This is a genomic window from Phytoactinopolyspora halophila, assembly GCF_003287285.1.
Lineage (GTDB): Bacteria > Actinomycetota > Actinomycetes > Jiangellales > Jiangellaceae > Phytoactinopolyspora_A > Phytoactinopolyspora_A halophila.
The window spans coordinates 164207-177281 of sequence record NZ_QMIG01000004.1; the positions used below are offsets into that span (position 1 = coordinate 164207).

Annotated in this window: 15 protein-coding genes; 2 read left to right on the plus strand and 13 right to left on the minus strand. The window is 68.8% G+C overall.

The features are described 5' to 3' along the window. Positions 1–227: 227 nt before the first annotated feature. The 11 genes from rpsO to rimP all read right to left on the minus strand — a co-directional run bounded on the left by rpsO (position 228) and on the right by rimP (position 10292). Complete coding sequence (gene rpsO / locus DPM12_RS07300) at positions 228–497, minus strand: 30S ribosomal protein S15 (RefSeq protein ID WP_112257632.1); 270 nt, start codon at positions 495–497, stop codon at positions 228–230. Positions 498–697: 200 nt separating this feature from the next. After that, positions 698–1645, minus strand: a complete 948-nt coding sequence (locus DPM12_RS07305; RefSeq protein ID WP_112257633.1) for a bifunctional riboflavin kinase/FAD synthetase — start codon at positions 1643–1645, stop codon at positions 698–700. A 69-nt stretch (positions 1646–1714) separates the two neighbouring features. Continuing rightward, positions 1715–3067: a uracil-xanthine permease family protein gene (locus DPM12_RS07310; RefSeq protein ID WP_211658583.1), complete on the minus strand. Its 1353-nt coding sequence runs from the start codon at positions 3065–3067 to the stop codon at positions 1715–1717. A gap of 41 nt (positions 3068–3108) precedes the next feature. Beyond that, positions 3109–3576, minus strand: a complete 468-nt coding sequence (locus tag DPM12_RS07315) for a MarR family winged helix-turn-helix transcriptional regulator (RefSeq protein WP_112257634.1) — start codon at positions 3574–3576, stop codon at positions 3109–3111. 11 nt (positions 3577–3587) lie between these two features. Then, positions 3588–4481 (minus strand): tRNA pseudouridine(55) synthase TruB, encoded by an 894-nt coding sequence (gene truB / locus DPM12_RS07320; protein WP_112257635.1) that lies wholly within the window; start codon positions 4479–4481, stop codon positions 3588–3590. Next, complete coding sequence (gene rbfA, locus DPM12_RS07325) at positions 4478–4924, minus strand: 30S ribosome-binding factor RbfA (RefSeq protein WP_112257636.1); 447 nt, start codon at positions 4922–4924, stop codon at positions 4478–4480. Before rbfA ends, truB begins: the two co-directional genes overlap by 4 nt. Continuing rightward, positions 4917–5240 (minus strand): DUF503 domain-containing protein, encoded by a 324-nt coding sequence (locus DPM12_RS07330; protein ID WP_112257637.1) that lies wholly within the window; start codon positions 5238–5240, stop codon positions 4917–4919. Before DPM12_RS07330 ends, rbfA begins: the two co-directional genes overlap by 8 nt. Then, positions 5240–8266, minus strand: coding sequence for a translation initiation factor IF-2 (gene infB / locus DPM12_RS24090; protein WP_112257638.1), 3027 nt, complete (start codon positions 8264–8266; stop codon positions 5240–5242). Before infB ends, DPM12_RS07330 begins: the two co-directional genes overlap by 1 nt. A 164-nt stretch (positions 8267–8430) precedes the next feature. Next, a complete protein-coding gene (locus DPM12_RS24265; protein WP_112257639.1) occupies positions 8431–8727 on the minus strand; it encodes a YlxR family protein in 297 nt (98 codons plus the stop codon). A gap of 76 nt (positions 8728–8803) precedes the next feature. After that, a complete protein-coding gene (gene nusA / locus DPM12_RS07345) occupies positions 8804–9808 on the minus strand; it encodes a transcription termination factor NusA (protein ID WP_112257640.1) in 1005 nt (334 codons plus the stop codon). Between the two features lie 7 nt (positions 9809–9815). Further along, positions 9816–10292: a ribosome maturation factor RimP gene (rimP, locus tag DPM12_RS07350; RefSeq protein ID WP_211658585.1), complete on the minus strand. Its 477-nt coding sequence runs from the start codon at positions 10290–10292 to the stop codon at positions 9816–9818. A 239-nt stretch (positions 10293–10531) separates the two neighbouring features. Between rimP and DPM12_RS07355 the strand changes: the two genes are divergently transcribed. Further along, the gene (locus DPM12_RS07355) at positions 10532–11146 is read left to right on the plus strand and encodes a hypothetical protein (RefSeq protein ID WP_123788429.1); all 615 of its coding nucleotides are present in this window, start codon (positions 10532–10534) and stop codon (positions 11144–11146) included. Then, positions 11143–11643 (plus strand): ferritin-like domain-containing protein, encoded by a 501-nt coding sequence (locus DPM12_RS07360; RefSeq protein ID WP_112257643.1) that lies wholly within the window; start codon positions 11143–11145, stop codon positions 11641–11643. Before DPM12_RS07355 ends, DPM12_RS07360 begins: the two co-directional genes overlap by 4 nt. A 36-nt stretch (positions 11644–11679) precedes the next feature. On the opposite strand, the gene DPM12_RS07365 is transcribed toward DPM12_RS07360, so the two are convergent. Both DPM12_RS07365 and DPM12_RS07370 read right to left on the minus strand, forming a co-directional pair. Beyond that, entirely contained in the window at positions 11680–12084 is a 405-nt protein-coding gene (locus tag DPM12_RS07365; RefSeq protein ID WP_112257644.1) for a VOC family protein, read from the minus strand. Positions 12085–12157: 73 nt separating this feature from the next. Beyond that, a complete protein-coding gene (locus DPM12_RS07370; RefSeq protein WP_112257645.1) occupies positions 12158–13012 on the minus strand; it encodes a helix-turn-helix domain-containing protein in 855 nt (284 codons plus the stop codon). Between the last annotated feature and the right edge of the window lie 63 nt (positions 13013–13075).

Sequence of the window (13075 nt, forward strand, 5' to 3'; positions counted from 1 at the left end):
GTCACCTGGCTGTCTACCGGGTCCGTTTCCGCATGTGACCGCCGGTCTTCGATAGAAGCGCCCGGGGTGGAACACCCCGGATGCCACAACCGAGGACCGGCCTCTGTGTCTCGTGGACATTCCCGTGACAAACCGGTGACCCCGTGGGTCTATGGCTATTCAGTTGTCGCCCGAAATAAACAACGAGGAGCGGCTCCCGGGTGGGAATCCGCTCCCCGCTCATCGGATCATCGGCGCAGACCGAGCTTTTCGATCAGGGCGCGATAGCGCGAGATATCGGTCTTTCTGAGATAGTTCAGCAGCCGGCGGCGCTGGCCGACCAGCAACAGCAGGCCGCGCCGGCTGTGGTGGTCGTGCTTGTGCACCTTCATGTGCTCGGTCAGGTGAGTGATCCGGTGCGTCAGCAGCGCAACCTGGACCTCAGGCGAGCCCGTGTCGCCCTCGCTGCGTGCGTGCTCAGCTATGATCTTTTGTTTCGTTGCGCTGTCGATCGACACGCGACTCCCTTTCTCACTGCTCGTTGCGCGGCGCCACCGGGCCTGTTCACCGGAGCTCTCCCTTACCCGCGGCCGTTCTGACGGCAGCCCAAGGCTACCAGCGAAGGGCTGTCCAGGACGAATCGCGTATCATTCCTGCCCACAAGGCTCTTGGTGAACCGTCCGGGCCGCCCGCCGATGACACCGCCTGGATTCCGGAGTCAGCGCCCATCCGCGCGAAGCGCCTCCCGCGCGGCAGCGACATCGGCGTTCATGGCCGCGACGAGCTCATCGAGCGAGTCGAACCGCTGCTGGCCCCGGATCCAGGCGACGAAATGCACCACGACCCGATGCCCGTACAGGTCGAGATCGTCACGGTCGAGGACGTACGCTTCCACACGGTGGCTCGCGCCCTCGAATGTCGGATTCTCACCGACCGAGATGGCCGCCCGGTACCACTCCTCCGTACTCGGCAGCTCCAGCCACCCCGCGTACACGCCGTCCAGCGGCACCGCGATCCCCGCGGGCGTGGGGACATTCGCCGTGGGAAAGCCGAGCTCGCGACCACGCCGATCACCGCGCACCACGACACCGTCGACCGTCCAGAAACGGCCCAGCACGCCCACAACACCGGCGACGTCTCCCTGCGCGAGCATGGAGCGCACCGCCGTGGACGACCACCTCGTGCCGGAATCGTCGCCCACGGGAGCCAGCGCCTCCACCTCGAAGCCAGCCCGCGCGCCGACACTGCGCAGCAGCTCCACGTCACCCTTGGCCCGGTAGCCGAACCGGAAGTCCTCGCCGACCACCACCGCGCGCGCCTTCAAGACCGTGACCAGGACATCGTCGATGAAATCCGGGGCTAGCTGTTCCGAGCGGTCACGCGTGAAGGGCAACACCAGCACGTGATCGGCGCCCGCCTCACGCAGCAGCCGTGCCCGCTCCGTCACCGTGGTCAACGGCGACGGCGCCTTGTCCGGGCGGACCACGGCGAGAGGATTCGGGTCGAAGGTCACCGCCACCACGGGCAACCCGAGCTCCGCGGCGCGGCGCGCCGCCGCCCGTATCACCGTTTGATGACCGCGGTGCACAGCGTCGAAGACCCCGATGGTCACGACGCTGCCGGGGAGATCAGCCGGCACCTCGCCAGGCGAAGACCACACGGCCACGGGCAGTTCCCTCACTTTCGGCTCGGCTCACGCATCGCTGATGGTCACGCGATCGATGGTACGTCTCGCTCACGGCGTCGGGTCCGGCGCCTCGGCATCCCCGAGCTGCGAGTCGCTGCCACGCTCCCGGCCGGGCAGCACGACGTTCAGGACGACGGCGAGCAGCCCTGCGGGAACGATTCCGGTCTCCAGGAGCACCCGCACCTCCTCCGGAGCGATGGCCACCAGCTCGGGCACCGCGGCCATACCCTGGCCCACGCCGACCGACACCGCGATGACCAGCAGGTCCCGGCGGTCGAGCGGGGCCTCGGCCAGCAGCCGAACGCCGGCCGCGGCGACCATCGCGAACATCACGATCGCCGCGCCGCCAAGCACCGCCGACGGCATCGCCGCAATGACGGCCGCGAGCTTGGGGAAGAGCCCGGCGAGGATCAACAGCCCGGCCCCGATCGATACGACGTGCCGGCTCATGACGCCGGTGAACGCCACCAGGCCGACGTTCTGGCTGAACGAGGTGTTCGGCAAGGCACTGAACAACGACGCGAAGGCGGTACCGACACCGTCGGCCATCACGCCACCGGACAGCTCACGGTCGGTGGCCTCGCGGCCCGCTCCCCCTTTGGTCACCGCGGCGAGATCGCCGATGGTCTCGACGGATGTGGCGATCGCCATCACGCCCATGCCGATGAGGGCCGACGCCGGAAAGCTCAGACCGAATTCGAGCGGGGTGGGCACGGCGAACCAGTCCGCATCGGCGATCTCGGTGGTGTCGACCTGGCCGAACGGGATCGCCACGAGATAGCCCACGACCAGGCCGATCAACACCGACGCCGCACTGAACACGCCCCGGCCGAGCGAGTACGCCAGCAATATGATCACGAGCACGAGCCCGGCGAGGAACAGGTGGGTGGGCGAACCGAAATCATCGGCATCCGCGCCACCTCCGGCCAGGTTCACGCCGGTGGGTAACAGGCCAATCCCGATCACGAGCACGACGATGCCGCTGACCAGCGGCGGGAAGAGCCTCTTCAGCCAGCGCAGGCTCAACCCCAGCGCCACCTGGACCGCACCGGCGAAGATGGCTCCGCCGAAAACCGCGGCCAGGCCGTACTCCTGCGCCAGCGGGATGGCGACGACCAGGAAACCGAAGCTGGTGCCCTGCACGATGGGAAGCCGGGCACCAACGGGGCCGATCCCGACGGTCTGCAGCAGCGTGGTCAACCCGGCCACCAGCAGCGCCACCTGGACGAGGAAGGCGGTCTCGCCGGTGGTGACGCCCACGGCACCGGCAATGATGATGGGAATCGTGACATTGCTGGCCACCATGACCAGCACGTGCTGCACACCCAGCGGAATAGCCTTGCGAAGCGGAGGTAGCTCGTCGACGTCGTACAGCGCCTCGGTGGTCCGTTCCCTCGTCACCGCACCGCTCCCTTCGACCGTGCACGTCCGGCACCGTTCGATCAGCGTGGCACGCGGCTCAGCTCCCTGCCTAACACCTCGTTCAGCCGTCCCAGCAGCTCGGCGAAGCGATCGACGTCATCGGCCGGCCAGGGCTGCAACGCGTCAAACAGCCATTGCGCACGCGCGGCGCGCAGCCGATGTACCCGATCGCGCCCGGCCTCGGTGATCCGGATCAGCCGGGCTCGCCGGTCTTCCGGTACCGCGACCCGCTCGACAAGTCCGAGACTCTCCAGCTGGGCGACCTGCCGGCTGACCGTCGACTTGTCCAGGCCGAAATGCTCGGCGAGATCACCCGCGCGGATGTCTCCGGCGTCGAGAAAGGCGCCCAACAACCCGTACGTGGCCGCTTCCAGGCCGTCGTCGACATCGCGCGCAACAACCGCAGCCATCCGGCGCAGCCGGCGGCCGAGAACGAGGAGCTCGGCCTCGAGTTCCTCGTGGACCTCCTGGCGATCGCGTTGCGTCATCGTCGGGGGCGTCACCGTTTCGGTTCTGGTCCAGTGAACACGGCAAGGTACTTCGCTCGCGGCCCTCGATCCTCCACGAGTGAGAGCAGCCTACCGTCTGGACCGAACACCGCAACGGGCCCCGGGCCGAGATCGGTCCGCGAAAGCGGCACGCCATTGGCGACCTGCCTGGCCGTCTCGGCCTCGACCTCCATCCGCGGAAACGTCGCGGCCGCCGCCTCCTCCATCGATACGAGTTCGAGCCCGGCTTCGAGCTGGTCGAGCGTGCGAGCCTGGTCGAGCCGGTACGGACCCACCCGGGTGCGCCGCAGGGCGGTCAGGTGCCCACCGACGCCCAGCGCGGCACCGACATCTCGCGCCAGCGCGCGGATGTAGGTGCCGGAGGAGCATTCGACGACGACACGGGCGTCGACGTAGTTCTCGACCCGGTCGATTCCGACGAGGTCGAACCGGTCCACGGTCACCGTACGGGCCTTGAGCTCCACTTCCTCGCCAGAGCGGACCCGCTGGTAGGAGCGCACGCCGTCCACCTTGACCGCCGAGACCGCGCTCGGGACCTGCCGGATCTCACCGGTGAAGACGGCCAGTTCGGCCCGCACGGCCGCCTCGTCTATCCCGGAGGCGTCGGCCGTGCCGGTCACCTCGCCTTCCGCGTCGTCGGTGACCGTGCTGGCGCCCAGCCTGATGGTCGCCTCGTACGTCTTCTCGGTGAGCGCGAGGTGGCCCAGCAGCCGGGTGGCACGGCCAACACCGATGACAAGCACCCCAGTCGCCATCGGGTCGAGCGTGCCGGCATGGCCCACCCTGCGCGTACCGGCCACCTTGCGAATCCGGCCGACAACCGCGTGCGACGTCATGCCCGCTGGTTTGTCGGCGATCACCAGGCCGTGTTGTCCCGTGGTCACGGCGCCGCCCGGTCGCCTTCTTCCTCGTCGTCAGCGCGATAGGGATCGGGATCACCCGCGTACTGCGCGTCGGCGGCAGCGCGGGCGACCTCCTCATCCGATTCGCGCGCCACGCGCAGCAGATCTTCGATGTGCGCGGCGCTCTCCGGTACGGCGTCGGCGACAAACTCGACCGACGGCGTGAACCGGATCCCGGTCTGGCGGCCCACTTCCGATCGCACCAGTCCCTTGACCCGCTCCAGGGCAGCGGCCGTCGACGCGCGCTCGCTGTCGTCGCCGTAGACGGTGTAGAAGATGGTGGCTTCCCGCAGATCACCCGTGACCCGGGCATCCGTGACGGTCACGAAGCCCAGGCGTGGGTCCTTCACGCGACGTTCGAGTGTCTCCGCCGCGATCTCCCGGATCCGATCGGCCAGCTTGCGTGCGCGCCCGGCATCAGCCATCTCGTCCTCCTGTGGGCAATGGATCGTCCTCATCCGAACGCACGTGCGGGTGGGCCGAGAGCACCTCGATCTCGGGCCGGTCTGCCACCATACGCTCGACCGCTTCGAGCACGTGGCGGCAGTGGCCGGCGTCGGCAGCCACCACCGCCACGCCCAGTTCCGTGCGGCGGTACAGCTCGAGATGGCCCACCTCGGCGGCGGCCACCTCGAACCGGCGCCGGACCTCCGAGACGATCGGCCGCACGGCGGCCCGCTTCTGCTTCAGTGACCGGATGTCACCGAGCAGCAGATCCAGGGTCAGCGTCCCGACGAACATCAGGTGCGCGGTTTCTCCCTCATCTCGAAGGTCTCGATCACGTCGCCAACCCGGATGTCGTTGTACGAGCCGAGATTGATACCGCACTCGAAGCCATCGCGGACTTCGGTGACGTCGTCCTTCACCCGCCGCAACGTCTCGATCCGCAACTGCTCGCCGACGACGACGCCGTCGCGGATGAGACGGGCCGAGGCATGCCGCCGGATGATACCGCTCGTGACCATGCAACCGGCGATGTTGCCGATCCGGGACGAGCGGAACACCTCGCGGATCTCCGCTGCCCCGAGCTTGGCCTCTTCGTACTCGGGCTTGAGCATGCCCTTGAGTGCCGCCTCGATCTCCTCGATCGCCGCATAGATGACCGAGTAGTAGCGGACGTCGACACCCTCGCGCTCGGCGAGCTCCTCCACGGCACGGTTTTGCGGACGGACGTTGAAGCCGATGATGATGCCCTGGTCGATCGACGCGAGGTTGACGTCGTTCGCGGTGATGGCACCGACACCACGGTGGATGATCCGCAGGTTGACCTCGTCGCCAACATCGATCTTCGCCAGGGCATCCTCCAGCGCCTCGACGGAACCCGAGACGTCGCCCTTGAGGATGAGATTGAGCGTCTGGACCTTGCTCTCGGCCAGGAAGCTCTCCAGCGTGACCCGCTTGCGTGCCTTGGCCAGCGCCGCATTGCGTTCCATCGCCTCACGCTTCTCCGCGATCTGGCGCACCGTGCGATCGTCGCCGGCTACGAGGAACTTGTCTCCGGCACCCGGAACGGCGGTCAGGCCGAGGACCTGCACCGGCTGCGACGGAGCCGCGGAGTCGATCTGCTTGCCGAACTCATCCTGCATGGCCCGCACACGCCCGTACGACTGCCCAGTGACGATCGCATCGCCCGAGCGCAGGGTCCCACGCTGGACCAGGACGGTGGCCACCGGGCCGCGTCCCTTGTCGAGGTGACCCTCGATAGCGACACCCCGGGCAAGCATGTCCGGGTTGGCCCGCAGCTCCAGCGCCGCATCCGCCGTGAGCAGCACCGCTTCGAGAAGCCTGTCGATACCCTCGCGCTTGAGCGCCGAGATATCGACGAACATCGTCTCGCCTCCGAACTCCTCGGCGACGAGCTCGTATTCGGTGAGCTGCTGGCGGATCTTGTCCGGGTTGGCGCCTTCCTTGTCGACCTTGTTCACCGCGACGACGATCGGCACGCCGGCCGCCTGCGCGTGGTTAAGTGCCTCGATGGTCTGCGGCATGATGCCGTCGTCGGCAGCGACCACGAGGATGGCGATGTCGGTCACCTGGGCACCACGGGCACGCATGGCGGTGAACGCCTCGTGACCCGGGGTGTCGATGAAGGTAATCGCCCGATCCTCGTCGTCATGGTCGACGTGGACCTGGTAAGCACCGATGTGCTGGGTGATCCCGCCGGACTCGCCACTGACGACGTTGGCGTTCCGGATCGCATCCAGCAGCTTCGTCTTACCGTGATCGACGTGGCCCATGACCGTGACCACCGGCGGCCGTGGCGCCGTCCGGCCGTCGCCTTCGTCGGCGAAGTCGATGTCGAAGGACTCCAGCAGCTCGCGGTCCTCGTCCTCGGGCGAGACGAGCTGGAGATCGTAGCCAAGCTCGGTCCCCAGCAGCTGGAATGTCTCCTCGTCGACGGACTGGGTGGCCGTCACCATCTCACCGAGGCCGAACAGCACCTGGACCAGCTGCGCGGGATCCACCTGGATACGCTCGGCAAAATCGGCCAGCGACGCGCCACGCGGCAACCGGATCGTCTGCCCGTTCCCGCGCGGAAGGCGGACACCGCCGATGGTCGGCGCCTGCATGTTGTCGAGCTCCTGGCGCTTCTGCCGCTTGCTCTTGCGGCTCTTCGCCGGCTTTCCTCCCGGACGGCCGAACGCACCCGCGGCACCGCCGCGGCCTCGACCACCAGGACCCGGGCGACCACCGGGGCCACCGGGGCCACCACCGGGACGGCCCGCAGCGCCTGGGCCGCCGGGACCACCGGGACCGCCGCCGGGGCGAGTGCCGGGACGGCCGCCGCCACCGCCACCGCCGGAACGGCCACGACCGCCGCCGCCACCGCCACCGTCGCGGCCGCCGCCACCGCTGTCGCGGCCGCCACCGCCGCCGCCACCGGCGGGGCGCCCGCTGGGACGCGACGGGCGAGACGGCATCATCGCCGGATTGGGACGGGGACCAGCGGTGCCCGAACCCGAGCGGGAACCACCCTGTCCGGCCTGGCCGCCCTGGCCGGCTTGGCTTCCCTGGCCGCCCTGACTGCCCTGGCCCTCGCCGGCAGTGCCACCGCCGCCATCACGGCGGCCGCTCTGCCGCTGCATACCCGTCGAGCCGCCAGAGCTGAACGGATTGTTGCCCGGACGCGGCCCCGACGGCGGACGCTGGCTACCCGGCTTGGACGACGGCGGGCCGGGCTTCGGCGCGCTCGAGCCACCCGAACGCGAGCGCTGTCCCCCGGATCCACCGGACTTCGATTTGGTGCCCCCGCCCTGGGCCGCACCCGGCGGGCCCGGCTTGGGCATCGACTTGGGTGTCGGACCCGGCTTGGGACCGGGCTTGGGTGCCGTCTGCGGCGTTTCCGGTGTCGCCGGTTCGGCAGGTTCTGACGGCGTCTCGACGGTGCCAGCGCTTGCCGCGGGCTCGGACGGCACCTGTTCGACCGCTGGCTCGCTCGGCTCGCTCGGCGCCGAATCCGCTGCCGGCTGGGCCGACGACGCCGCTGGCGCGGCAGGTGCCTCCGGAGCCGCTTCGGCCGACACCGCCGGCGGCGGCGTTGCTACGTCGGACTCCGTCTTCGTGCTCGGCTCCGCTGGCTTCGCGGCTGGCGTACTCGGCGCCTCCGACTGCGCGGCGAACGCTTCCTTCAACCTGCGAACGACCGGCGCCTCGACGGTGGAGGACGCCGACTTGACGTACTCACCGAGATCGCTCAGCTTGCCGAGGACATCTTTACTCGATACGCCAAGTTCCTTGGCAAGCTCGTGTACCCGGACCTTTGCCACTGCTCTCCTTCTCGGTCCGGGCGCGGAGGCTCGGACCGGCTAGGTGGTGTGCGTGCTCATCGTTGCGTGCTCATCGAACGCTCGTGAGAGTCACGTCGTGTCTCCTTCTTCCTGGCCAATCAGCCGAGCCGGAACCATTCCGGAGCGGCCTTCAAGAGCCTCGTTTAGGCTCCCGCCGTTGCGTCGAGCCATCGCCGAACCAGGCTAACGTCGAACCTGCCCCCGCGGCGAAACGACCGCGCGAACGCTCGACGCCGCTCGGCGACGTCCAGACATCCGGTTCTCGGGTGAATATATGCACCCCTGCCCGGACGCCGGCCGCCGGGGTCCGGAACGAGCTCGATCTCCGAGCTCGATCCCTGCGCGACGACTCGCAGCAACTCGGATTTTGCCGTGCGAGACCGGCAACCAACACATGTTCGTATGGGTTGATGGCCGGACGCGCGGCCCTCCGTCGCCATAGTTTACCGTCTCTTCCGGCTGATCCGTGAACCGTGCTGGATACGGGCTATCGCCCACGCGTGCGGGCAGGTGGCTCTACGCCTCGTCCGGGTGGATCGTCGTCATCGACTCGTCCGGCTGCGTGTCCGGGCGGATGTCGATACGCCATCCCGTGAGGCGGGCCGCGAGCCGGGCGTTCTGGCCTTCCCTGCCGATCGCCAACGAGAGCTGGAAGTCGGGCACGATCACCCGGGCGGCCTTGCCTCCCATATCGACGATGTCGACACTCTGCACCCGCGCCGGCGACAACGCGTTGGCCACGAACTCGGCCGGATCCTCCGACCAGTCGATGATATCGATCTTCTCGCCGTTGAGTTCGGTCATGACCGACCGGACCCGGGCCCCCATCGGGCCGATGCACGCGCCCTTGGCGTTGACCCCCGCGATGGTGGACCGGACTGCGATCTTGGTGCGGTGGCCGGCCTCCCGCGCGATCGCCACGACCTCGACCGTTCCGTCCGAGATCTCGGGCACCTCGAAGGCGAACAGCCGCTTGACCAGATTCGGGTGGGTGCGCGACAACGTCACGAGCGGTCCGCGCAAGCCCTTGCGCACCTGAACGACGTAGCACCTGATCCGGCTGCCGTGCGGGTACTGTTCACCGGGAACTTGCTCGGCGCTGGGAAGCGACGCTTCGATGCGGCCGAGATCGACCTGCACGTGTCGCGGATCCGGATCCTGCTGGATGGTGCCCGAGACGATGTCGCCTTCCTTGCTGTGGAACTCGCCGAACGTGGCCTCGTCTTCGGCGTCCCGGAAGCGCTGCAGGATCTCCTGCTTGGCGGTGGTCGCGGCGATCCGCCCGAAGCCGATCGGGGTGTCGTCCCACTCGCGCACCACCGTGCCGTCGTCGTCGACCTCCTGCGCCCAGACCGTCACGTGCCCCGACGTACGGTCAAGCTCCACCCGCGCGTGCGTGTGCGGAGCGTCGGTGCGCTGGTAGGCCAGCAGCAGTGCCCGTTCGATCGCCTCGACGACGCGATCGAATGGGATCTCCTTCTCCCGTTCGAGGGAGCGAAGGAGGGAAAGGTCGATGTCCACGTCACGTTCACCCCGTTTCGATGTCGGTGGCGCGGCTGAACTCGACCTGAACCCGCGCCTTGTCGACATCGCCGTACACGATCTCGCGTTTGGTGCCGTCCACGTCCAGAACCGCCGAGGTGTCGTCGCTCGACTCGACACGTCCGGTCACCACCGACCCGTCGGTCTTCTTGACCTTGACGAGCCGGCCTTCGGCTCGCGCCCAGTGCCGCGGAAGCTGCAGCGGCCGGGACACGCCGGGTGAGCTGACCTCAAGCGTGTACGGCGCTTCCCCCATGGCGGCGCTCTCGTCGAGAGCCTCGGAGATGATCCGGGAGATCTCCGCGCACCGGTCGAGGTCGACCCCGCCCTCGGCATCGACGATGACCTGCACCCGGCTCCGGCGTCCGGCCTGGGAGACGCTGAGCTCCTCGAAATCCAAGCCTTCGCGCTCGACAATCGGCGCGATGATCTCCTTCAGGAGGTCACGATCCGCCGGACTCACACGCACCCTCCTCGCTCTCGAGTTGTCCGGCCCAGCTGGCCGGTCACGCTGTCAACCTTAACCGATGCGTCGCACCCATGCGGCGAGGAGTGAACCACGAGGTGAACCGCCCGAGACACGCCGCTCCCACGTCGATGATCATCGGCATTTTTCAGGGTCATACCGGGCTAAATCGTTCATGATCATGACGAAGGGGACCACGCGGACGGCTCCGGCATGCGAACGGTTACGGTTACCCGGTGAGCCTCATGGTCGACGTATCCCGACGACGCGCGCTCCTGGCATTGGCCGGCATCCCCGTCGCGGGGATGGCGCTCGCGTCATGCAGCGAGACTCATCCCGCGAAACGCCGCGCACCTCACCACCACCCCGACCGCGACTCCGTGGTCCGGTGGCGTGCCATCCAGCTGGAGCAACGGCTGCTCGCGCGGCACGCCGAGACGGTCACGCACCATCCAGAACTCGAGGACCTGCTCGGCACGCCCACGGCGCACCATCGGGCGCATCTCGAAGCCTTGCTCGACGACGGTCCACTCCCCCGCCTCGCATCCGTCGATGACGCATCCGGCGTTTCCGGGACGGCCGCAGACGGGAGGACGTCCGGGTCCGGAACGGACACCGGCCCGGGCGACGCCGGCCCGGGAGAGACCGGCCCGGGAGAGACCGAGCCGCCCGAGATCCCCGCCAATCCCGGCGATGCCCTCGCAGCCATCCGCGACGCGGAACGCACCGCGTCCGACCTGCACATCACGGAGTGCGTGAACGCCACGAGCCCGCGCCTGGCGGCCCTTCTGGGGTCACTCGCCGCGGCCGAGGCGGCACACGACGCGGACCTCGACGGTGGCGCCGCATGAACCGTTCCGTGCGGTTTCCGACCAGTGACGTGTCCGACGACGCGACACCACCCGACGACGTCGTCGCGGCGCTCCAGGCCACACTTGCTGGAGAACACGCCTGCGTGTACGGCTACGGCGTGGCAGGGGCGTATCTCGACGACGACGAGCTCGCGGCGGCACGCCAGGCGTTGGAGGTTCACGAGCAGCGGCGGGACACGCTCCGCGAGCATCTCCTCGCCATGGACGTCGAGCCCGAGGCCGCGCTGCCCGCCTATGCGTTACCGTTCGCGGTGGACGATGCGACCTCGGCCCGGGAACTCGCCGGTGTCCTGGAGGAGCGCCTCGGCGCCGTCTACATCGACCTCATCGGGGCCGGGACCGGCGTGGATCTTCGCGAGCTGGCTGCCGAAGCCGTCGTCGACACCGCGGTGCGCGCAGCCCGATGGGGCGTGGCGCTCTCCGCCTTCCCCGGCCTCGAGGGCCGCGAGGGGGCGCCGGATGCCGCCGGCGAGTGACCGGACGCCGGCGAGTGACATGTCCAGCGGCTCCGGTCAGGATCGTGCCGCACCGGCGGGCGCCGGCTGGTACGTCCCGAATGCCCACACGTTGCCTTCCGGGTCACGCGCCGCGTAGTCGCGCGAGCCATAGTCCTGGTCCGTGGGCTCCATGACGATCTCGGCACCCGCCGCGGCAGCGCGATCACGGTGCGCGTCCACGTCCTCTACTACGACGTAGACGCACGAGGGCGTGATATCGAAGACCGAATCCCCGGTGCGGATGCCACTCACCATGATCATGCTGCCGGCACAGCTCATCTGGGCATGCACCACCTGGCCGTCGTGCTCGGCGACCTCCTCTTCGGTGAACCCGAACGCCGCAGCGAGGAACGCCAGGGCGCTGCGGGGGTCGCGGTAGCTGACCACTGGAAAGATCGTCTGGTGCGGTTCGTGATTCATGCTCGCGATCCTAGGCACCACGCCGGATGCCCGCTTGGAGAAATGTGACCTCCCCGGCATCGGTGCCAGGCCGTCAGCTCGACGAGCCGGGCGGAGGGTTCCGCTCCGCCATCAGGTCGGTAGGAGTGCAGCCAGCCATCTCCTGGACCTCGTGCACCAGGTGGCTGTGATCGGCGTAGCCACAGTCCGCCGCGACATCACTGATGGCTCGGGATCCGTCGAGCATGCGCACCGCCCGGGCGAACCGCAGCACCCGCGCGGCCGCCTTGGGCCGGAGACCGACGTGATGCCGGAAACGGTCACCGAAATGTCTCCGGCTCCATCCGATGTCAGCGGCAAGTCGACCGATCTCGATCTGCCCCTCCGAGCGGCGTATCCGTTCCCATGCCCACCCGATGGCAGGTTCCACGGCCCGGGCCCGCTCGGCGCGCCGGAGCAAGAACGTGTCGACGATGCCGAACCGGGTGCCCCAGTCGGGCGCCGATACCAGCTGGTCGACCAGATCCGCCGCCGATGGACCGAGCACGTCCGCCAGCTCCAGCGAACCGGACCGGAGCTCATCACCGGCCAGGCCCAGCATGCGGAACGCGCCGAGCGGGGTGAGATCGATCTGCAAGCCCCGCTGACCGCCCGCGTACTCGGTAACCGCGTAGGTGTCGGAAAAGCCCGCCACGAACGATGTCAACCTGATCGGCGCTCCCGCACCGTCGACGAGACCGCTCACCCGCAGCGTGTCCCCGAAGCTGATGATGACCGGCACGCGCGCCGACGGGACCTCGCGCCGGCGGACCGGCCGGAGCGCGTGCTCGCGGTACCCGACATAGCCGACGACGTCGGCGGCCAGGGCCGGATGTGGCGGACACGCCGCGAACGCCCACGAGACGTCGGCGTCCTCGTGCCGCGACGTCGAGATGGTCCGGGACGTCATGCTCGCATTATCCACCGCCGGTGGGCGTGATCGCTCGACGCCGGCAGACCGGCGGCGCGGCCG

Coding starts and splice junctions, on each gene's coding strand:
- DPM12_RS07315 (WP_112257634.1), bottom strand. CDS start 3,576: ATGACGCAACGCGATCGCCAGGAGGTCCACGAGGAACTCGAGGCCGAG.
- rbfA (WP_112257636.1), bottom strand. CDS start 4,924: ATGGCTGATGCCGGGCGCGCACGCAAGCTGGCCGATCGGATCCGGGAG.
- DPM12_RS07330 (WP_112257637.1), bottom strand. CDS start 5,240: ATGTTCGTCGGGACGCTGACCCTGGATCTGCTGCTCGGTGACATCCGG.
- DPM12_RS24265 (WP_112257639.1), bottom strand. CDS start 8,727: ATGGCGACGGAGGGCCGCGCGTCCGGCCATCAACCCATACGAACATGT.
- DPM12_RS07360 (WP_112257643.1), top strand. CDS start 11,143: ATGAACCGTTCCGTGCGGTTTCCGACCAGTGACGTGTCCGACGACGCG.
- DPM12_RS07365 (WP_112257644.1), bottom strand. CDS start 12,084: ATGAATCACGAACCGCACCAGACGATCTTTCCAGTGGTCAGCTACCGC.
- DPM12_RS07370 (WP_112257645.1), bottom strand. CDS start 13,012: ATGACGTCCCGGACCATCTCGACGTCGCGGCACGAGGACGCCGACGTC.